Below are 18687 nucleotides of genomic sequence, written 5' to 3'. Positions count from 1 at the left end.
GGACGAATTCCGGTTTTTTCTTTCGTTGATCCATTGCCGAATCGTTCGACAAGGGCGATGGGATATACATTATGAATGCATCTTCCGTACTCATCAGCGAGCGCAGGGAGAATTCCGAGCAAACAGGGCATCCGTCTCTTGCGCTCCAGGAAGAATACTCCCGGGATGAGCGTCCGCTAGACGCGCAGGCGCCAGAGCCGCCGTCTCCGATACTCCTGCTGGATGCGCACCGGTTGGCGGCGGCGCGCAGCGAGGCCGCTAACCGGGCTGTTCCGGTGATCAGCATCCTGGAGGAAACACTTGGATGCGAGCCGGAGCAGTTGATCGCAGAACTCGGCCGGTTGCTCAGGATGCCGGTATTGACGATGGAGAAGTTACGAGCATCAACTCCAGCGTTTGAAATGTTGCCTTTCAGTGAAGCCACTAAGAAGGAGTGCGTATTGCTTCGCCAGCAGGGGAAGCACATCCTTGCCGTCAGCAATCCCTTTTCCTCCAGCCTGAGGGCCTGGGCGGAAGAATATATCGATATTCCCGCGATATGGCACCTGGTTCATCCCGCCGATCTGACAGCCTTTTTCAGCCAGCAGGAGCAGACCATGCGCGCCATGGACAGCGTGCTGCCTGCGGCAGAGCGGGGCGCCAGGCAGTCGGGCGAGGAAGACCTCTCGCTGAAGACAATCAACGAAGGCACCAGCCAGGTGGTCCGTTTGGTGCATTCAACGCTATATGATGCCCATAAGTCCCAGGCGAGCGATATTCACCTGGAAGTCGTTCCCGGCGCCCTGTCGATCAAATATCGCATTGACGGTGTACTGACCATGATCGGGGTGGTGCAGGGGGCTGATCTGGCGGAACAGGTCATTTCCCGTATGAAGGTAATGTCCGATCTGGATATAGCTGAGCGGCGGGTTCCCCAGGATGGTCGCTTCAAGATTTCCATTCAGGGGCGGGAGATCGACTTTCGTGTTTCGATCATGCCCAGTGCTTTCGGAGAAGATGCCGTACTGCGCATTCTCGACCGCCAGGCGTTGGCTGATCATGTCAAGGGCTTGACCCTCGATCATCTTGGATTCGATCGAGTCGCCATATCCACCCTGCGACGCTTGAGCTCGGAACCTTATGGAATGCTGCTGGTGACAGGCCCCACCGGCAGCGGGAAGACTACAACGCTTTACGCGGCGATTTCGGAAGTCAATCAGGGTCACGATAAGATCATTACCATTGAGGACCCGATCGAGTATCAATTGCCTGGCGTATTGCAGATACCCGTCAACGAGAAAAAAGGACTGACTTTCGTGCGCGGCCTTCGCTCCATCCTGCGCCACGACCCCGACAAGATCATGGTGGGCGAAATCCGCGATCCGGAAACGGCGCAGATTGCCATTCAGGCCGCTTTGACCGGGCATCTCGTATTTACCACTGTGCATGCCAATAGCGTTTTTGATGTCATCGGCCGTTTTACTCACATGGGGGTGGATCCCTACAGTTTCGTTTCTGCCTTGAATGGGATTGCCGCACAAAGGCTGGTGCGCCTGCTTTGCGTGCATTGCGCAGTGGAAGAACAACCCGACGCGCAACTGATTGCGGAATCCGGGATCGATCCTGAGCAGATCGCTACGTTCAGATTCCGCAGCGGCAAAGGATGCGGCCATTGCCGGGGAAGCGGCTATCGCGGGCGAAACGCAATCGCGGAAATCCTGGTATTGAATGATGAAATCCGCGAACTCATCGTAGCGAAAGAACCTGTACGCCGTATAAAGGAAGCCGCACGGCGGGGAGGTACTCTGTTCCTGCGGGATGCCGCTTTGGCCATGGTCAGGAGCGGGCAGACGAGTCTACAGGAGGCAAACCGTGTCACTATTGCGGCGTAACCGGATCAGCGCTTTTTTGTCTCCGCACCGGGTCGAGCTCGTCCGCTTGCAGCGCCACGTAAAATCAGGTCAGTCCGAGAGACAGGTGGCAGCATGCGAACGCGCTGACGAGGGAACCGCCTGGGGAGCGGCGCTTGCCCAGTTGAAACGGATGCTTCCGACCGGAACGGGCACTGAGATCCATATTCTCCTGTCCAATCACTTTGTCCGCTACGCCGTGATACCGCCCCAATCAAAGATCGAGACTCCGGTGGAGTTGCAGGCTTACGCAGCCTTCCAGATGCGGGAAATATATGGGGAGCGAACGGGGGGATGGGAACTCACCACAAGTTCCTGGGATCCGGCAACAGGGGCCGTTTGTGCAGCGATAGAGCACGGTTTTCTGCAAGACCTGGAAGAACTGGCTGCCAGTCAGCGGATGAAGCTCAAATACGTGGAGCCCTATTTCACGAGCGTATTCGACCACTGGCACGACCGTTTTGACAAGGGACGCGCGTGGTTCGCGCTGGTCGAAACCGGCCGGCTTTGCCTGGCGCTGCTGGAAGGGGGTGCTTGGTTGCGAATCCTGAACCAGAGAGTACTGGATGATGTGAAAGAGGAACTCCTTGTCGCGCTCGAGCGTGAAGCGCTGCTTTTTTCCGCGCCCGCCGGCACCTCCGGACAAGTGTATCTTTTCGCGCCGGAGCATCCCGGTTTGACCTTGCCAGAAGGCAGTGGCTGGCAAGTTGTTCCACTGGGGGATAAAACGCGTCCTGCCCCGGCCCCTTACCCTTTCAATAACATGACCCAGACCGCAACACCTGATGCGTAGGTTGAAGCTGAGATTCCCTCCCGAGGGAGAGGCGCGGAGTGCGGGTTACTTCCTCGTCTTGCTGGGCGCTGTCGCCCTGGCAGGGGTATTGCATCAGTTCAGATCGGCCATGGACGAGGTGGCTTATTGGGACCTGCGCATCGCCAGCATGGATCGGCGAGCGCAACGCAAGACCACGCCCCGCATCTGGTCAGCACAGGGCGGGCGCGAAATAAAAAACGAACTCAAAAAAGCCAATGCGGTGATGAGCGAGATCGATTTGCCATGGGAATCACTTTTTGATTCAGTCGAGCAGGCGGCGAGCCAGGAGGTGGCCTTGCTGTCGTTTCAACCAGATATTTTTGGCCGCACAGTCCGTATCGGTGGGGAAGCAAAGGATACGTCGGCCATGCTTGATTTTGTCAGTGCCCTGGAGCGCCAATCCGCTGTCAAGGATGCTTATCTGCTCAAGTATGAAGTCAAACGGGATGATCCCCAGCGGCCAGTGGTCTTTTTTCTGACGGCGTCATGGACTTGAACTCCATTAAAACGGTATGGCTGCGGGTGCGCTGGCAAACGGAGCGGCTTGGTCCTGCGGGAAAACTCGGCTTCGGGCTGCTTGTATTCTCCGCCGTATTTTTTCTGGTAGCCGTGTTGCCGAGACAGGAGGAATCGAAGGTGCTCATGGCTGAAGCCGAGGTGCTGGAAGCAAGGATAAGAATGGAGCCTTCCACCGAGAGCGGAAGGCCCAGGCGAAGACTGCAAGGCGACCAGGCATTGCCGGCGTTTTACGCATTTTTTCCGAAGCTGGATTCATCCCCGTTCTGGATTGGAGAACTGGTACGGATTGCAGGAGAACGGGGTGTGGAAATCAGCGGCACTGAATACCGCATGGTACGAGAGAAGGATCTGAAACTGGCGCGCTACGAAATGATGGTCCCGGTCCGCGGAAATTATTCCCAATTGCGGGGTTTCATTGCCGATGCCTTGCACGCGGTACCGGCAATGGCGCTGGTTGACGTTGCCATCCGGCGCGAAGGGGTACACGCGGAGCTGCTGGAAGCGAATATCAAATTCAATCTCTATCTGGGCGAAGGCAAGCATTGAAACCGACAGAGAAGGCGCGCAAGTTATGGCTGGCTGGAGCGCTGCTGGCCACGCTTCTCGCGGCCCAGTGGGTGAGCGGAGAAGAGGGCGAAGCAGGTCCGGAAGCGCTTCCGGAATCTGCTGAAGCGCGGAATTTCCGAAAGGAAGCATCTGCAGGCAGAAACGCCGCCGAAAATGAAGCTGCCGAAAATGAAGCCGGTGAGCTGGATCTCGAGCGGCTGGAGCGCAGAAAATTCAGCGCCCAGGCTGGTGACATTTTCGGACAGAGGTCATGGGTTCCACCGCCTCGCCCGGCCCCGCCAAGCCGGCCCTCTCCGCCGCCGATGCAATTCAGGTATCTGGGCAAGGTTGTCGAAGGGAATGAAACACGCGTGTTTCTCGCCCTGGGAGAACGCAATTATATCGTCAGACCCGGTGAGAGCATCAATAACCAGTATCGATTGGATGAGGTGAGCGACCACGGCATCACGTTCACCTATCTTCCCCTTAACGCCAGACAGATGCTTGCTACCGCGGGGGCGGCAAACATTCCATGAAAACTGGCAAACACGTTCTGCTTGCCCTGGTTCTTGCCGGAATTGCAGGATGCGCGACAAACAATGCGTTTGTGGAGGGCAAGCGGCTCATAGCCGAGGGCAAGCTCGACACCGGACTTGCCAGTCTCGAACAGGCGGCGCGCGAAAATCCGGATAATCTTGAAATTCGTGCGGTGCTCGCGCGTCAGCGGGAAGCGGTAGCCGCGCGTTTCGTATTCGAGGGGGAAGCCGCCAGGTCTACAGGTGATCTGGAAGCGGCTGAACGGGGTTTTCGCCGGGCGCTTGAAATAAATCCACGTCATGAACGCGCACTCGCCGGGCTGGAGGCGATCAATATGGATCGACGCCATACAGCGGCAATAAAACGCGCGGAAGAATTGCTGGAGCGAGGGGAGTATGCGGTTGCTTCAAGCGAGGTCCGCTCCGTGCTGCAGGAAAATCCGATGCATCGGGATGCGCGCAGGCTCATTCAGCGTATCACCGAGATGGAAGTGCAGGCTGCGCAAGCGGGCCCTGTCCTGAAAACCGCGTTCAAAAAACCTATCACGCTTGAGTTTCGCGACACGGGACTGAAATCGGTATTCGAAATCCTGGCGCGCACCGGTGGCATCAACGTGGTCTTTGACAAGGATGTCAAGCAGGACAGCAAGACGACGATTTTCGTGCGCGAGACCAATATCGAGGATGTATTCAAGCTCCTGCTGGTGACGAACCAGCTCGCACACAAGGTGCTCAACGAAAATTCGGTACTGATCTATCCGAATACTCCGGCCAAGCAGAAGGAATACCAGGAATTGATGGTGCGCAGTTTCTTTGTCACGAATACCGATGTGAAGCAGATGGTCGCGATGGTCAAGGGATTGATCAAAACCAAGGACATGCACGTCGACGAAAAGCTGAATCTGTTCGTCATGAAGGATACGCCGGAGGCGATCCGGCTGGTCGAGCGGCTGGTTGCGCTGAATGATCTGGCCGATCCCGAAGTCATGCTGGAAGTGGAGGTGCTGGAAATCGGGCGCAACAAACTGCTCAACCTGGGGCTGCAGTACCCGGACCAGCTCAACGTGAATTACCTTACCGCAGCCAGCGCTGCCGGCGCGGCTCCTTTTCCGCCCTTTCAGATCAGCAGTGCGGGCGTTAACGGCAATGGTTCCAATCTCGACAATCTGATTGGATTCGTCGCCAACCCGGCACTGGTTGTCAATTTGAAGCGGCAGGATGGGATTATCAATGTGCTTGCCAATCCGCGCATTCGTGTCAAGAACCGGGAAAAGGCAAAAATTCTCATTGGCGATAAGGTGCCTGTAGTTACGACAACTGCCGCTGCCAACGTTGGTGTGGCATCGTCGGTCAGTTATCTCGATGTCGGGCTCAAGCTGGACGTGGAATCCACTATCTCGCTGCAGGATGAGGTTTCCATGAAGGTCAGCCTTGAAGTCAGCAATATCGTAAAAGAAGTGAAGATTTCAAATGGCGGGCTTGCCTATCAGGTGGGCACTCGCACGGCAGCGACCACGCTGGCGTTGAGGGATGGCGAAACCCAGGTTCTGGCGGGATTGATCAGCGACGACGAGCGCACCACGCTGTCCAAGGTTCCCGGCCTGGCAGAGTTGCCCTGGGTCGGAAAGCTTTTCATCAATAAGAACGTTACTCGTAACAAGACTGAAATCGCACTGCTGATCACGCCGCGCATCGTGCGCAACATTACACGTCCGGCGAAAGGGGCCAGCGAAGTGCACTTCGGCACGGAGAACGCGATAGCGGTTTCGCCGCTGATGATCGGCAAGGTGGCGCCGCGGGCGCTGGCGATGGCTTCTTCCTCTCCAACCTCCGGTGCTGATGCCAACCGGCAGTGGCCATCTGCGCCTCCCAGGGAGGAACCCCGCCCGCCACCGCCGCCTCCTGCCGAGGGGACGCCGGTTGTGACACTGGCTGCGCCAGAGCAGGTCTCCGCAGGACAGGAATTTGCGGTGAGCGTGGCCGCCGCCGGCGTAGATGCGCTCCCGCCTGGCGAACTGGAGCTGAATTATGACCCTGCGGCGCTTGAGCCGGTGGACGAAGGTGATAAATCCGGAACACGTGTGTTGAAACTGAGCAAGGGTGGCGGCGCCGTGGATGTGCGATTCAGGATCCTGGCGCAAAAGCCTGTCACGACACAGATCAGTATCGGGAATGTCAGTTTCAAGGATGAAAGCGGGCCGCTTCCCGTTCCGGTGCCTTTGCCACCGGCTGTCAATGTGGACATTCGTTGAGTTGACATGAAGCGTATTTTTGGTGTGAGCACGGCGCTGGTAAAAAAAACAGGCGGACGGGGATTTACCCTGGTGGAACTGACCGTCGTCGTAGCCATTACAGCGGTGCTCGCTTCCGCCGCGATACCGTTATATGAACTCACGGTAAAGCGTGAAAAAGAACAGGAACTGCGGGTGGGATTACGTCAGATCCGCGAAGCGCTGGACGCATACAAGGGCGCAGTGAACGAAGGGAGGATTGCTCGGCAAGCCGATGAATCGGAGTATCCGCGCAAGCTGGAAGATCTGGTGAATGGCGTGCCGGATCTCAAGCATCCCGCCAAGCGCAAGATATATTTCCTGCGGCGGCTGCCAAGAGACCCGATGGCGGATGATCCTGCATTGCCTGATGCCGATACCTGGGGCAAGCGTTCCTACGAGAGCTCACCGGATAACCCGCAGGAGGGGAATGATGTTTTCGACGTGTATTCCCGTTCATCGCGGATCGGCTTGAACGGCATTGCCTACGATAAATGGTGATCAGGATGCACGAAACTGAATCCGGATTTACTTCCGGAAGTATGCAACATAGCTCGTACCCCTCCGGTTTTACCCTAGTCGAGTTGCTGGTTGTCATGGCCATTATTGCCGTTCTTCTCACCATTGCCGCCCCGCGGTATTTCAACTCCGTGGAAAGATCAAAGGAAGCAGTATTGCGACAGGACCTGAATGTCATGCGGGATGCCATCGACAAGTTCTACGGCGATACGGGGGCCTATCCCCGCGATCTGGCAGAGCTGGTCGAGAAGCGGTACTTGCGCGCCATTCCGGTTGATCCCTTGACCGAGAGTTCCGAAACCTGGGTCACCCTCCCTCCCCCTGATTCAGCCGAAGGTCTCTACGATGTGCGTAGCGGCGCGGAGGAAGAGTCAAAGGACGGAACCTCTTACGCGGCCTGGTAGCGGTGTGATTGGACGGCAAGGAATACGGCGCGATATAGGCGTAGGAGGCTCAGGACAAAAGGGTTTTACCTATATCTGGATCCTGTTTGTGGTGGCGCTGACCAGCGTTGCGCTGGCGGGTGTCGTGCAGGTATGGCGTACCGAGGTACGGCGGGAAAAAGAAAAAGAACTGATGTTTGCCGGAGAACAGTTCAGGCAAGCGATCGGTTCCTATTACGAAAATTCGCCCGGCATGCCGAAGCGCTACCCCGACTCGCTGGAAAAACTACTTCTGGATAAACGCTTTCCCACCGTCAAACGGCATCTCCGGAAGATATTCCTCGACCCGATGACAAGCTCAAGCGAGTGGGGTCTGGCGAGACAACCGAATGCCGGAATAATCGGCGTGTACAGCCTTTCAAAGGAGACTCCGCTCAAGCGCGCCAATTTCCCGGAACGCTATGCGGATTTTGCGGAAGCGAAGGACTATCGCGACTGGAAGTTCATCTACCTGCCCGGAGACCCTGCCACCGCCCTGCCCCAAACGCAAGCTGCGCCGGCCGATCCATCAGCTACTCCACCGCAATCTTCATCCGAGTGGCGGACAGGAGATATTCGGCCGCAGACAGAAGCCTTCGGTTCCCAGCCGCAGGCGGGAGGCTTTGATTCCCAACCCCGACCCGAATCGGAAAGAGGCGTTCCATCACCGTCCTCGCCTTTCTCGCTCTCTCCGAGCCCATCGGATCAGGAGGATGCGAGGTCCCCGCACCCCGATTCCTCCCCACAATCCGGTTCCTCCCCGCAGAACATTCAATATTAGAAGTTCTGAAGTTCAGGACTGGGAGTTTCCGGGGAATCCTGTCCCCACCTGTTTCTTCACGGGTGCATGTTTCATGGACCCTGGGAAGGCGTCCCTGCGTTTTCTCCTGGCGTCTGCGTAGTCCTTTCTGCCTACATCGAATTCATGAATCTGACATGTGATCTTAATGATTCGGTCATATGCCGCCCTGAAAATACGCAATCGCGCGAAGCTAAAACGCGAAACTAAAAATAATATCGGGAAAACCGTTGCAGCCCGGAAACGATACGAATAATCAGGGCATAAGGAATGATGGGGGGAGAGTTTACGCTGACGGAGCGGGAGGCGGAATACCTGTTCCGGATTATCGATTCATCGATCAATATATTCCGCCGTCATCAATTTTTCTTGTGGGCGCAGGGTGAACTGCAGGGCCTCCTGCCGCATGGCATGCTCATATGCCTGTTTGATGAGGGCAATGGTCAGGCTGTGAATATCGAAAGATTCAGCCGAACGGATATGGACGAAATCCGGTTTTCAGAACTTTGCCGTCCCGATGGCGGGATTGTATTTCGCGCCATGTCCGCGTGGAGCGCGGGCAAAAACCAGCCGCTTCTGGTTTGCCCAAATAATTCGCATACCCCCACCTACAAGCATTTTTCTCACGATCTCAGACATGAAAATCTGCAGCGTATCGCGGCGCACGGGATGTTCGACGCCAATGGCCGGACCACCTGCTTCTTTACCTTTACCCAGATTTCCGCAGCGTTGAGCGAGCGTCATGCTTATTTCCTCGAGTTGTTGATGCCGCACATGCATATGGCGCTGGTGCGTATGCTGTTTCATGAACGCCATCACAAGCAGGGTGTCGTGCGGGAAAGAAGCAGAAAACTCATCACGGACCGTGAGACGGAAATTCTGCGTCATGTTCAGGCGGGAAAGAGCAATCATGAAATAGCCCAGCTACTTCATATCAGCCCGCTTACCGTCAAAAATCACATTCAGAAAATCCTGAAAAAGCTGGATGTCAATAACCGGGCTCATGCCGTGGCCAAGGCGATGCGCTGAAGATCACGCTTTGAATCCCCTGACCCGATCCCCCGACCCTAGAGTCCGCGCCCCCGATTCTTCACTGTATCCGCAGTGACTCCTACGGGTGTCCTGGCACCCATGAAAAGCGGGAAACAGCATTCCTGCTGCCCATATCCGTCACATCCGGTACGCGCGAATGGTGAGTTTCCGCCATGCAGACTAAAAGAATAGGCAGAAAGTACCACGAAAACAACGATTGTGTTTCACAGATGGTTAACGACGATCACATATAGTTGCCCACGTCCGGTAACAGGTACAAGCGTTCTAGCCGGTCAGGAACAAAGCCAAACCCGTTGCGAGGCGGGGACGGAAAGCTGCGGGTCTCCACTGCAAGCGGAGGTAGCCGGGTTGCTCCAGGACGGTTGATCAGATGAGGCAAGGCTTCATGGATCAGTCAGCCGGATTTTTTTGGTGCAACCATTAATTACCTACGGAGTATATCCCGCATGAAAACAAACTTCAGACTCAAGACCCTCGCTCTTGCTGCCTTCGCGACTCTTTCCGGTCCGGCGCTTGCCGCCATGGATGGGGCGACGAGTGGAAACGGTGAGCTTCTGCTCAATATGCGTTATTACGGTGGCAATTCCGCCACTTCCGGTGATGACGATATCTCTGGACTGTTCGATCTCGGCTTCAGAATGAACGATATGCTCGCCACGAACGGACAGGCGGGCTTCAACAAAAGCTGGGATCTGACCACCGGGGCCTATGGCGCTTCGTGGAATCAGCTGATGAGCTTCGTCGGCCCTGCCAACGCACATCTTATCGGATTCAATGTTATCGCGCTGGATACCACCGATCTGAATGATGCCGGTGGCTCGCGTTACCTGACGACGGCGAATGTGGACGCTTATCCCAAGCTGGGGAACACCAACCTCAAAGGCTTCATGAATATGGATAAGTATGTTGAAGCCAATAACAGTCGCGGTACGCACGCGACTGATGATAACGGCGCCAGCGTTGCCATGCCGACGGACGCTTCGAACACTTTCTTTGGCGCTATTAATGGTATCGGCCAGGGTGATACCTGGTTACAGAAAACCTCCGTGGATACGACCCAGCCGTTGGGTACGGAACAGAATTTCTGGTTTCTCACCACGTTTTCCACTTCCGCCCTTGCCCAGGCCACCAAGACCCCTTTCGGAGTCGATCTGAATAATGATGGCGTTATCGGCGAGGGCGAGTTCAGCAAATTCAAGTTGACCGAGAATGGTGTGCTTACCTTCACGAGCCCGTCCGTCTCTCCTATTCCCGAAGCGGATACCTGGGCCATGCTGCTGGCAGGGCTGGGCATGCTAGGCATGATCGTCCGCCGCCGCACAGGGGTCTGAGCCTCGCAATGAGCTGCTTATGCCCGGTCAGGGAGTCCGGGAAAGGCAGGCTTCAGCCTGAAATATCAATCTGAAAATAAAGGATACCAAGATGAAAATGAAGCTGAGCAAAATAGCGCTGTCCATCGCGGCACTCAGTACGGCCCCGGCTGCTTTCGCCCTGACCCCCGCTCAGGTCGCTGCCGGCCCCACCACCTACGTCTGGCTCTCGGGAGCATCGGCGCCTACCAATGCCGTATTTCGCAGCGTGATGTCGCTGTGCAATGGCCTGGCTGGCAACGGCGGCACCAATGACGCACACATGCGCTCCAGGCGGTCGGGGATGTGCGCGCTCTGAATGCGGATACCCAGCGCATCATGGTGCGCGAGATGGTCTATTCCGCACTGCGTACCACAGGGCGCGACTTCAATAATCCGAATAGCGCCTATGCCGGAAACTATGAACGCGGCTATGCGGCTCTAGAGCGGGTATTTCCGGGTTTGCGCGAGAAAAATGAGGATGGAAGCTTCAAGAATTATCAGGGAGAAATCAACCTGTTTGCCAGCCGCATCAAGACCGAGCGCGGCGGAAATATCGAGTTCATGGTCCCGGGTGGAGGCGTGGTCGTCGGCCTCAGCAATACGCCGGAAGTGCTGGTCAATACGGGCAATGATGTCCTTGGCATGCTGACGGTGGCAAAAGGCAATGTGCGCGGATTTGCCCGCGACCACATTCTCGTCAATCAGTCACGCATTCTGACGGTGGGGGGCGGCTATGTCCTGCTCTGGTCGAGTGAAGGCGACATTGACGCCGGTAAAGGCAAGAAAACAGCGACCGCCGTGCCGCCGCCGGTCATCAGAGTGGATGCCCAGGGTAATGTAACCCAGGAACTGCAAGGCGCCGCTTCCGGTAGCGGAATTGGCGCGCTCTCCAGCGGAGGGATCAAGGCAGGCGACATCGACCTGATCGCCCCCAGGGGACGGTGAACGCGGGAGATGCCGGCATTCGCGCCAATAACCTCAATATTGCGGCACAGGTCGTGCTGGGGGCGGATAATATCGCGGTGGCAGGTACTTCCACCGGTACGCCGGTAGCTGATGCCAGCGCGGTCACAGCTACCACCTCCGGTGCTACCCAGCAGGGGGACGACGTTTCCAAGGCAACGGTTGCCTTATCCCAGAATCTGTCAGAAGCGGCACGGACATCGGATGAGATGAAAAAACTGAAACCCACCTTTATCTCGACCGAGGTGATCGGGCATGGGGAATAATGGATAAGCTCATCGACAGTTTGCTCGATCAGAAGTCGGAAAACTTGCAGTTATCGCTCAAATGCTTTTGAGGGGGAAGAGGTGCGCTCCCTTTGCACTTTCCTCTCGGTTCCTAGCGGCAGAAATTATCTTTCATTCTTTTAGCATGAGCTTGCAACTGTAATTGCTCCGAGCCTATAAAGAATTCAGGACCTCAATGGCGCGCAAAAGCGCATTTGAACATCCTGGCTTTAGGGTAACCAGGGAGCCGATGATGAAAGAAGATTTCATAGCCACTACCGACCGCTTGCCATTGGCATCCGAGGATCTTTACGCTATTGACCAGCTGGCGCAGAAAACGGGGCAGCCCGCAGAAAAAGTAAAGAGAATTTATGCCGTTGTGCTTGCACGCCTGCGTTCTGGCGCTCGAATCCAGAACTTCCTGACCTTGCTTACAAGCAAGAAAGTGCGTGACATATTGCGCGAGACAGGGAAACCCCGGGCATGAGATTATTTCTGTGGGCCAGTTGTGTTTTTGTGGCGAAGCCGAAGGCTGGAACGGGAGATGCGACAGGACCAGAGCGCTTGTGGCGCCCTGGCCCTCGTAGCGGTTAAACCGGCTCGTTGTATTTCGCAGGGGGAACATACTCCCGTGGCCGGGGACGCTCCGGGGGAGCAGTATATTCTCCAGGAGGGACGCGGCCCTCAGGCGGAACGCGATCTTCCGTGCGATAGGGGGGGCGCGGCACTGCCGCACCCGCCACGTCCTTTATGCCCTCCACCACACCGACAAGAATGTCACGCACGCTCGTGACAGCAGTCGTGCCAATATCGGCTATTCCCTGGGCTGCCGCGTTTACCGTTGTCCTCGTGACATCGACTGCTTCCGTACCGACCGTGCCCGTCGCACGCAGTGTATTGGATATCGTGTTGCGGACCAGGTTAACGATGCCAGATTCAACTTCATCGATGCCTCTTAAGCTGCCGCCAATACTGGTCTTTACGGTGTTGCCTGCGTCCTCCACTGCACGGGCAGTGTCCGAGCGATAAGGGGGCGTCGTATCAACGTACCTTTCATCCCGATGTGTTCCCTCCGGGGCATACCTTTCTTCACGAGGGCGATACGTTTCATCTCTGGGAGGCGTGCCCGCCTCGGTATATCTTTCTTCCTCCGCAGTGCTGTGCGGCGGTTCTTCATCTATGGGTGTTTCCATATGTCTCCGCTTTTTTTCATCGGGACGCGGCCTTTCCCCGGGGTGCTTATCTGATTTCGGCGTATTCATTTCAAATTCCTCCTAGGCATAGTTACGAATTGCACGTTATGGCCATGCAAATGCTTCTCGCGTTCTGCTGCATCTTACTGCTTCCCTGCGGAGTCCTGGCCGGAACTCCGCAACCCCTTGGCTCGCTCGTTTTCTGCAACAGGTTTTTATTTGGCGAGAGTTTCGGAACTGCTATTTCCGCAATTCCGAATCTAGGACGGCGTGGTCCTTCCTTGCGCATTAGTAGCCTCAGTTTCCGAGGCGACCCCCGCGCTTCCCTCCCCGCCGGTTTCCATCTCTGACCTGACCTCGGCCATCAGGTCCTCCACTGTTTCACCCAGCTCTGCAAATGATTCCCGCCCTCTCTCGTACAAAAGGACACCGCCTTTGATTGTCGCTTTGGTAAGCGACCGGGAGGCGTTGGCCAGGAACGGACGCAGCACTGGCGCGAGCAGTGTGGCGGCAAGGCCAGTGACCAAGCCTGTGATTAAATTGCTCTTGAAGTTTTCGGAGGCCATGATTTCGCCTTTCTCCTGTTTCGCAGCTTATAGTTATTTCTAGACAGATTTTGCTTTTTTACAAGCCCTGCCATAAAACTTAATATCCGAAACACCTGCTCCTGAAGCAGCGGTCGAGATGAATGACTATCCTATCTTTGCATGTTCTACCAGGGAGATTTCCCAAGGAATCGTGGATAGGGGTGTGGAGATTTGTTGATAAGGAAAGAATCCGGAATGGATTCCGAAGCCGAAGGGTGAGACTCTTTACAGTTGCTCGTGATCATCTACTCACACTACCGCGGCTGGATATCAAAGTGGGTGAAGTGTGGGTGTTCAGGGTTACCTAACCCAGGAATTGCACGCGCCGCTTCCGGTAGCGGAATCAATGCGCTCTCCAGGGGTGTTACGGCATCACGGCAGGAGATGTTGGTCTGGTTGTCTCGTTCGTGGCGCCCCAGCGGACAGTGAATGTAGGGTGCTTGTATTCGCCAATAATCTCGATATTGCGGGTGCTGAGCGCAGCCAATATGCAGTGGCAGGTACTTCCACCGGCACCTCGGTAGCCGTTCTCAACACTGGTGCTTCTCAACTCACGGTAAAAGTATAGAAGCCGGGTTCAAGAGCAGCCGGTTGCAAGTCAACTTTCACAGTATCACGGTGAGCACGGTGATTACTGTCTGGCTCAAGCGGAGGAATCCAGCGGCAGCAATCAGCCCCATGAAATCAGCCCCATGAATCAGCCGGATGCAACATCCGCACGCTAGCCAGTTTCTTTCAAAATATACAAACCCGCTTGCGCAGGTTTGTGGCGTACAGAAAAACGGGAAGCTACTTTTTGCGTTTACGCATCCAGGCAAGAGAGGCCATCCCCAGGCCCAGCAGCCCTAGCGTCGCTGGTTCCGGGACTGTCGCCGGGTCCTCCTGCGGAGGGACAGCTTCATTGCCCACATACTTCAAGAAATCTCCTTGTGTTCCCTGGATATGCACCATCGCGAGCGAAGCAGGCTTGCCATTAGCAGTGACCGGGGTAGTAAAATCGCTTACCAGGACAGTAGATATCCCGTCTGCCGCGCTGACTGTCCACGTGCTGTATTCGCCGTCGGTAAACCGGAGCGCTGGATTCTTGTTGCTGGTGGGGTAGTCCAGGTCCAGGTAAAAATCGTAACCCGCATCTACCCCCTTCGGATTTATATTGATCTTCTCCGGTGCCTGTTGAGTACCCGCGAAATTCCAAAATGAGCTGCTCTTAAGCAGAGGCGAGCCATCATAGGAGAACAAAAGGCCGGAAATAAACGCGTTATTCGCGATTGTCCCAAGGTTCCCTATAGAATTCTCGAATCTGAAATCCACGCTGTTGCCGTTCTGGGTCAGTGTCAGCGTGGCAACCGTGACATTGCTGCCGCCGGAACCGCCGGTGAGATACGTATTTATGTCTATGACGAGTGCAGAAGCCGCTAATGGAACTGTCATCAATACAGCGCCGGTGAGCGCGCCTGTGATAAGTCTATTCATGTTTCCCTCTTTTTTGCTTATTTCTATGTTGTGGTTGCCACCACACAAGTGTGGTGGCAATAGATATGTAAGCATAAATCGTGCCATAAAATAACTTAAGGAGTTATATGAAATAATTTGCGAGATAAGCATCTGATGTAAGGGCGGCCGACACTGGTGTCGCTGATTCGGATCAGGGCTTGAGAAGAAGGAGTGAGGAAAGTATGGCTGCGTGAAACAGGGGTGAGTAGCGAAAATAGCGAAAAGGTTTCTTTCCGCTATTCCGCCACTCAGGCATCGGGAGGCCAGCGGGATTTATTCCTGTTTTTCCAATAGCGCCCAATGCCTGGAATAAGGATTCATCGGAGCCCTGTACCCGGGATCAAAGGTTCAGAGGGAGCTAAAGACCATTCTGCCCGTTCTGTCTGAACGAAGCTGCATGCTTATATTTTTATGATGCGCAGTCCAGTGGAATAACATTCCTCGTAACCTGGAAAGTGGCGCGGTCTTCGCGCCACGCTCTTCATAGAGGACAGGGTATTGACTCTGAATGTCTTGAAAGGCGCCAGAAACTCCACCGGATTAACGGGGATCTGAGAAGCCGGAAATCAGGTGGCAGTGCGCATTTCGCGGAGCCTGCGGCGGGGAAGTTTGCGAGTTTCGTCGTGATAAGCCGCAAAGACAGTGTGCATGTCTAATTCCGACCGGGATTTTCCGGCAGAACGAAGCTTTTTGTTAATACCTTTTTCCAGCCAGCGATCAAACTCATCCTGGGTGTAACCGTACAGATCAATGTATCTTCGTTTTTTCATATTCAGTATTTCTTTCGAGATGGAAAAACATGTCAACCAGAGAGGACTGTGATTTCAGAAAAGGAATCTCTGATAAAGCCTGCGGACCGCTTGTACGTCGAGACGCATTCTGACAATCCTCAGGTAAAAGATATGTTCGGTACCGCACCTTTGCCAAGGGGGCAAGCAAATGATTTCTCATGGACGAAGGCGGCATCGATCAGCTTACAAGCGCTCGCTCCGCGAGGCCGCAGATGCGGCTGGTCACGGACGTGCGGCAACTCAGGTGCCAATCACGCCGCCATCATCTTTAGTGATGACCACCACAGCGGAGCGTGGCTTGGAAGGGGAACCGCTGGCCGTAGTGGGACCGTTTTGACCGCTGTCGGGCCAGGTCGAGTTCTGGGTAAAATGTGTTTCCCAATCTTCCCCGGGGTGCTGGATGCCGACGAACAGGGTTTTGCCGTCCGGGGAACTTGTAACCCCCGTAACCTCGCAGTACTTCGGCGCAGTGAGGAACCTGCGTGTCTCGCCCGTGGAAGGATCCGCGCATAGCATGACATTTCCCCCGATATTGGCCCAGTCGCCGGTGGCATCGCCTGCCTGATCGGTCTGTATCCACAGGCGGCCATCCTGATCGAACCAGAGGCCGTCCGGAGCGCCATAATCGTCACCGTTTATATTGCCTCGATGGTGCGGCTGCGGGTCCAGTTTGTCACCGCATTCAACGAAAATGTCCCATTCGAAATCCATGGCGTCGACCTTGCCCATGTTTTCGCGCCAACGGATGATGTGACCGTAACGGTTGTCCAGCCTGGGGTTTGCGGCATCTACGGGAGGACGCGCACTGCCGGCGGGCCTACTTCCGTCGATGCTGTTGCTGGACGGCGGGTTGCTTCCACGGCGGTTGTTGTTGGTAAGCGTCATATAGACTTCACGCGAGGCGGGGTGCGCTGCTATCCATTCCGGACGATCCATCATTGTGGCGCCTGCGCGATCCGCCGCCTGGCGCGCCTTGATCAATACTTCGGCTTGATCGGCAAAGCCATTTTCCGGCGTTAGCCCATTCTGGTTCCAGATCAGTGGCAGCCACTTCCCGCTGCCATCCGCATTGAACCTTGCCACGAAAAGCGTGCCGGAATCCAATAGATCGCGGTTGGCCGCGCGGTTGCGGGGATTATATTTGTTGGCGCAGACAAACTTGTAAAGGTACTCGTTGCGCTCGTCATCACCCATATATATGACGACCGTATTATCGGGATCCACCACGCAACCGGCATTTTCGTGCTTGAAACGTCCCAGCGCAGTGCGCTTCATCGGCGTGCTCCTTGGATCCCATGGATCGATTTCCACAACCCAGCCGAAGCGATGCGGCTCATTCGGGTTAAGGTCGGCACGGAAACGCGCATCCGTTTCGTGCCAGCGGTAACCGGACCCGCCCTTGCCGATACCATAGCGCGCTTGCCCGTTTAGAATCCGACGCTTCTGCTCCGGATCGTTTGCGCCTGCCACATCTCCGGTCTCATTGGAGAAATAGCCGTTCCAGTTTTCCTCGCACGTGAGATAAGTGCCCCAGGGGGTATGGCCGTTGGCGCAGTTGTTGAGTGTGCCGAGAACATTCATGCCATCGGGGTCGGCGGCCGTTTTCATCAGATCATGCCCCGCGGCGGGTCCGCTGAGCTTGCAGAGGGAGTTGCCGGTAATGCGGCGGTTGAAGGCGGAAGTACGCTTGACCTCCCACATGCCGTTCTTTTTCCATACCTCGACCACGCTGATGCCGTGCGCGGCCTGCTGTGCGCGCACCATCTCGAGAGTGATCGAGGTGGTCGCGTAGCTGGATGCCGGAGTGATGTTATTGACCAGAGGAGGATCGATATACTCATGGTTCGTCACCAGCAGGCCGCGGATATTGGCGACGCCGGGTGACCCGGATGATCCCATGGGAGGGAAGGGAAACAGATGCATCCCGTCCACATGGGCGCCGAAGGTGTGCAACTGTATCGTCTCGGTCATTGCGCTCCCCTGATTCCAGTGCGGCGCCTGGGTAAGAGAGTCTCCCCAGGCGACCAGTACGCGCGCGGTATAGCCAGCGGGAACGGTAACGGCGTCATCCCCGGGTGAAAGATATAGGTTGGCAGGCACTGAATCGAAACCGATGCCGTTCACAGGCGCCGGTGCTGCGTAAGCAAACTGCACCAGACCATCGAGCAGGGAGCCGCCGAATGCGACAGCCGTAAGGCCCAGCGAACGTTGGAGGAAAGCCCGGCGGGAAAGCCTGCCGGCTTCGATCAGATCATGCAGTGATGCATTGCCGGATTCGTTGCTGCTGGTGCGATCGGGATTGTTCTTTCTATCAGCGTGGAGGGTGCTACTCATCATGTCTCCTTGTTTAAATGGGTTCAGCCGGCTTTATTCCCATGCTGGGAATTGATGCGAGTCACTGTGCCTGGATGAGTCTCAGCAGCGAACCCATTATTACGGTCTTGTGTTACAGAATTTGTATTGGCATATTCAGTCAAAAACCTGAGCCGAACGTACCTGGACGGCTTGGTTGCGCGGCCAGTTCTGCAGATCAGGAGCGGAATCGGGGCTGCCTCGAAAGGGGTTCTTGTTTACAGCGAGAGGCGATGCATGAAAGGAGGCTGTGCCTTATTCAATTCGTAGGGAGCGTGTCAGCAAAACGAAGAAAATGAATCCGACATAGCCGATCGATGAA

At 55.7% G+C, this 18687-nt stretch carries 19 protein-coding genes, 1 pseudogene and 1 riboswitch; of the genes and pseudogenes, 15 read left to right on the top strand and 5 right to left on the bottom strand.

Annotation, left to right across the window (positions count from 1 at the left end; all coding sequences use genetic code 11):
• Nucleotides 1-71 precede the first annotated feature (71 nt).
• From C8R21_RS03045 to C8R21_RS02980, 14 genes and pseudogenes are all read left to right on the top strand, one after another.
• A complete protein-coding gene (locus tag C8R21_RS03045; RefSeq protein ID WP_107761377.1) occupies nt 72-1871 on the top strand; it encodes a GspE/PulE family protein in 1800 nt (599 codons plus the stop codon).
• Nucleotides 1852-2682 (top strand): hypothetical protein, encoded by an 831-nt coding sequence (locus C8R21_RS03040; protein WP_258192225.1) that lies wholly within the window; start codon nt 1852-1854, stop codon nt 2680-2682. The genes C8R21_RS03045 and C8R21_RS03040 overlap by 20 nt, the downstream gene beginning before the upstream one ends.
• A complete protein-coding gene (locus C8R21_RS03035) occupies nt 2675-3199 on the top strand; it encodes a PilN domain-containing protein (protein ID WP_074975150.1) in 525 nt (174 codons plus the stop codon). The genes C8R21_RS03040 and C8R21_RS03035 overlap by 8 nt, the downstream gene beginning before the upstream one ends.
• Complete coding sequence (locus tag C8R21_RS03030) at nt 3190-3768, top strand: hypothetical protein (protein ID WP_107761376.1); 579 nt, start codon at nt 3190-3192, stop codon at nt 3766-3768. Before C8R21_RS03035 ends, C8R21_RS03030 begins: the two co-directional genes overlap by 10 nt.
• On the top strand, nt 3765-4304 hold the full coding sequence (locus C8R21_RS03025) for a secretion system X translation initiation factor (protein WP_074975152.1): 540 nt from the start codon (nt 3765-3767) through the stop codon (nt 4302-4304). Before C8R21_RS03030 ends, C8R21_RS03025 begins: the two co-directional genes overlap by 4 nt.
• A complete protein-coding gene (locus C8R21_RS03020) occupies nt 4301-6556 on the top strand; it encodes a type II and III secretion system protein (RefSeq protein WP_107761375.1) in 2256 nt (751 codons plus the stop codon). Before C8R21_RS03025 ends, C8R21_RS03020 begins: the two co-directional genes overlap by 4 nt.
• Before the next feature lie 6 nt (nt 6557-6562).
• A complete protein-coding gene (locus C8R21_RS03015) occupies nt 6563-7075 on the top strand; it encodes a type II secretion system protein (RefSeq protein WP_074975154.1) in 513 nt (170 codons plus the stop codon).
• Between the two features lie 41 nt (nt 7076-7116).
• Entirely contained in the window at nt 7117-7497 is a 381-nt protein-coding gene (locus tag C8R21_RS03010; RefSeq protein WP_258192224.1) for a type II secretion system protein, read from the top strand.
• Between the two features lie 4 nt (nt 7498-7501).
• Nucleotides 7502-8296: a type II secretion system protein gene (locus C8R21_RS03005; protein ID WP_258192223.1), complete on the top strand. Its 795-nt coding sequence runs from the start codon at nt 7502-7504 to the stop codon at nt 8294-8296.
• A 288-nt stretch (nt 8297-8584) separates the two neighbouring features.
• Nucleotides 8585-9343: an XrtB/PEP-CTERM-associated transcriptional regulator EpsA gene (epsA, locus tag C8R21_RS03000; protein ID WP_107761373.1), complete on the top strand. Its 759-nt coding sequence runs from the start codon at nt 8585-8587 to the stop codon at nt 9341-9343.
• A 297-nt stretch (nt 9344-9640) separates the two neighbouring features.
• Nucleotides 9641-9723: riboswitch (cyclic di-GMP riboswitch) on the top strand.
• 90 nt (nt 9724-9813) lie between these two features.
• Nucleotides 9814-10698: a PEP-CTERM sorting domain-containing protein gene (locus C8R21_RS02995; RefSeq protein ID WP_107761372.1), complete on the top strand. Its 885-nt coding sequence runs from the start codon at nt 9814-9816 to the stop codon at nt 10696-10698.
• 91 nt (nt 10699-10789) lie between these two features.
• A complete protein-coding gene (locus tag C8R21_RS02990; protein ID WP_258192222.1) occupies nt 10790-11035 on the top strand; it encodes a hypothetical protein in 246 nt (81 codons plus the stop codon).
• A 20-nt stretch (nt 11036-11055) separates the two neighbouring features.
• A pseudogene (locus tag C8R21_RS16625) lies at nt 11056-11948 on the top strand (filamentous hemagglutinin family protein).
• A gap of 250 nt (nt 11949-12198) precedes the next feature.
• The gene (locus tag C8R21_RS02980; RefSeq protein WP_181258834.1) at nt 12199-12435 is read left to right on the top strand and encodes a DUF3562 domain-containing protein; all 237 of its coding nucleotides are present in this window, start codon (nt 12199-12201) and stop codon (nt 12433-12435) included.
• A gap of 103 nt (nt 12436-12538) precedes the next feature.
• Here the strand turns inward: C8R21_RS02980 and C8R21_RS02975 are convergent, their stop codons facing one another.
• Both C8R21_RS02975 and C8R21_RS02970 read right to left on the bottom strand, forming a co-directional pair.
• Nucleotides 12539-13210, bottom strand: coding sequence for a hypothetical protein (locus C8R21_RS02975; RefSeq protein ID WP_107761370.1), 672 nt, complete (start codon nt 13208-13210; stop codon nt 12539-12541).
• 191 nt (nt 13211-13401) lie between these two features.
• Nucleotides 13402-13707 carry a DUF5132 domain-containing protein gene (locus tag C8R21_RS02970; RefSeq protein WP_107761369.1) on the bottom strand — a complete coding sequence of 102 codons (306 nt, stop codon included), beginning with the start codon at nt 13705-13707 and terminating at the stop codon, nt 13402-13404.
• A gap of 457 nt (nt 13708-14164) precedes the next feature.
• Between C8R21_RS02970 and C8R21_RS16325 the strand changes: the two genes are divergently transcribed.
• Nucleotides 14165-14296 (top strand): hypothetical protein, encoded by a 132-nt coding sequence (locus C8R21_RS16325; RefSeq protein ID WP_258192219.1) that lies wholly within the window; start codon nt 14165-14167, stop codon nt 14294-14296.
• 221 nt (nt 14297-14517) lie between these two features.
• Here C8R21_RS16325 and C8R21_RS02965 read toward each other — a convergent pair whose 3' ends face one another.
• From C8R21_RS02965 to C8R21_RS02955, 3 genes are all read right to left on the bottom strand, one after another.
• On the bottom strand, nt 14518-15201 hold the full coding sequence (locus C8R21_RS02965) for a PEP-CTERM sorting domain-containing protein (protein WP_107761368.1): 684 nt from the start codon (nt 15199-15201) through the stop codon (nt 14518-14520).
• A gap of 587 nt (nt 15202-15788) precedes the next feature.
• Nucleotides 15789-15992: a hypothetical protein gene (locus C8R21_RS02960; protein ID WP_146162436.1), complete on the bottom strand. Its 204-nt coding sequence runs from the start codon at nt 15990-15992 to the stop codon at nt 15789-15791.
• A 261-nt stretch (nt 15993-16253) separates the two neighbouring features.
• A complete protein-coding gene (locus C8R21_RS02955) occupies nt 16254-18347 on the bottom strand; it encodes a PhoX family protein (RefSeq protein ID WP_107761366.1) in 2094 nt (697 codons plus the stop codon).
• Nucleotides 18348-18687 lie beyond the last annotated feature (340 nt).

Source organism: Nitrosospira multiformis (genome assembly GCF_003050865.1).
Classification (GTDB): Bacteria; Pseudomonadota; Gammaproteobacteria; order Burkholderiales; family Nitrosomonadaceae; genus Nitrosospira; species Nitrosospira multiformis_E.
Note: the sequence above shows the minus strand (reverse complement) of the source record. Positions and strands in the feature narration are given on the sequence as shown.

What these genes read in the sequence shown, in the direction of transcription:
- C8R21_RS03020 (WP_107761375.1), top strand. Translation starts at nt 4,301, where the DNA reads ATGAAAACTGGCAAACACGTTCTGCTTGCCCTGGTTCTTGCCGGAATT.
- C8R21_RS02980 (WP_181258834.1), top strand. Translation starts at nt 12,199, where the DNA reads ATGATGAAAGAAGATTTCATAGCCACTACCGACCGCTTGCCATTGGCA.
- C8R21_RS02965 (WP_107761368.1), bottom strand. Translation starts at nt 15,201, where the DNA reads ATGAATAGACTTATCACAGGCGCGCTCACCGGCGCTGTATTGATGACA.
- C8R21_RS03035 (WP_074975150.1), top strand. Translation starts at nt 2,675, where the DNA reads ATGCGTAGGTTGAAGCTGAGATTCCCTCCCGAGGGAGAGGCGCGGAGT.
- C8R21_RS02970 (WP_107761369.1), bottom strand. Translation starts at nt 13,707, where the DNA reads ATGGCCTCCGAAAACTTCAAGAGCAATTTAATCACAGGCTTGGTCACT.
- C8R21_RS03045 (WP_107761377.1), top strand. Translation starts at nt 72, where the DNA reads ATGAATGCATCTTCCGTACTCATCAGCGAGCGCAGGGAGAATTCCGAG.
- C8R21_RS02955 (WP_107761366.1), bottom strand. Translation starts at nt 18,347, where the DNA reads ATGAGTAGCACCCTCCACGCTGATAGAAAGAACAATCCCGATCGCACC.
- C8R21_RS02990 (WP_258192222.1), top strand. Translation starts at nt 10,790, where the DNA reads ATGAAAATGAAGCTGAGCAAAATAGCGCTGTCCATCGCGGCACTCAGT.
- C8R21_RS03030 (WP_107761376.1), top strand. Translation starts at nt 3,190, where the DNA reads ATGGACTTGAACTCCATTAAAACGGTATGGCTGCGGGTGCGCTGGCAA.
- C8R21_RS03015 (WP_074975154.1), top strand. Translation starts at nt 6,563, where the DNA reads ATGAAGCGTATTTTTGGTGTGAGCACGGCGCTGGTAAAAAAAACAGGC.
- C8R21_RS02975 (WP_107761370.1), bottom strand. Translation starts at nt 13,210, where the DNA reads ATGAATACGCCGAAATCAGATAAGCACCCCGGGGAAAGGCCGCGTCCC.
- C8R21_RS02995 (WP_107761372.1), top strand. Translation starts at nt 9,814, where the DNA reads ATGAAAACAAACTTCAGACTCAAGACCCTCGCTCTTGCTGCCTTCGCG.
- C8R21_RS03010 (WP_258192224.1), top strand. Translation starts at nt 7,117, where the DNA reads ATGCAACATAGCTCGTACCCCTCCGGTTTTACCCTAGTCGAGTTGCTG.
- C8R21_RS02960 (WP_146162436.1), bottom strand. Translation starts at nt 15,992, where the DNA reads ATGAAAAAACGAAGATACATTGATCTGTACGGTTACACCCAGGATGAG.
- epsA (WP_107761373.1), top strand. Translation starts at nt 8,585, where the DNA reads ATGATGGGGGGAGAGTTTACGCTGACGGAGCGGGAGGCGGAATACCTG.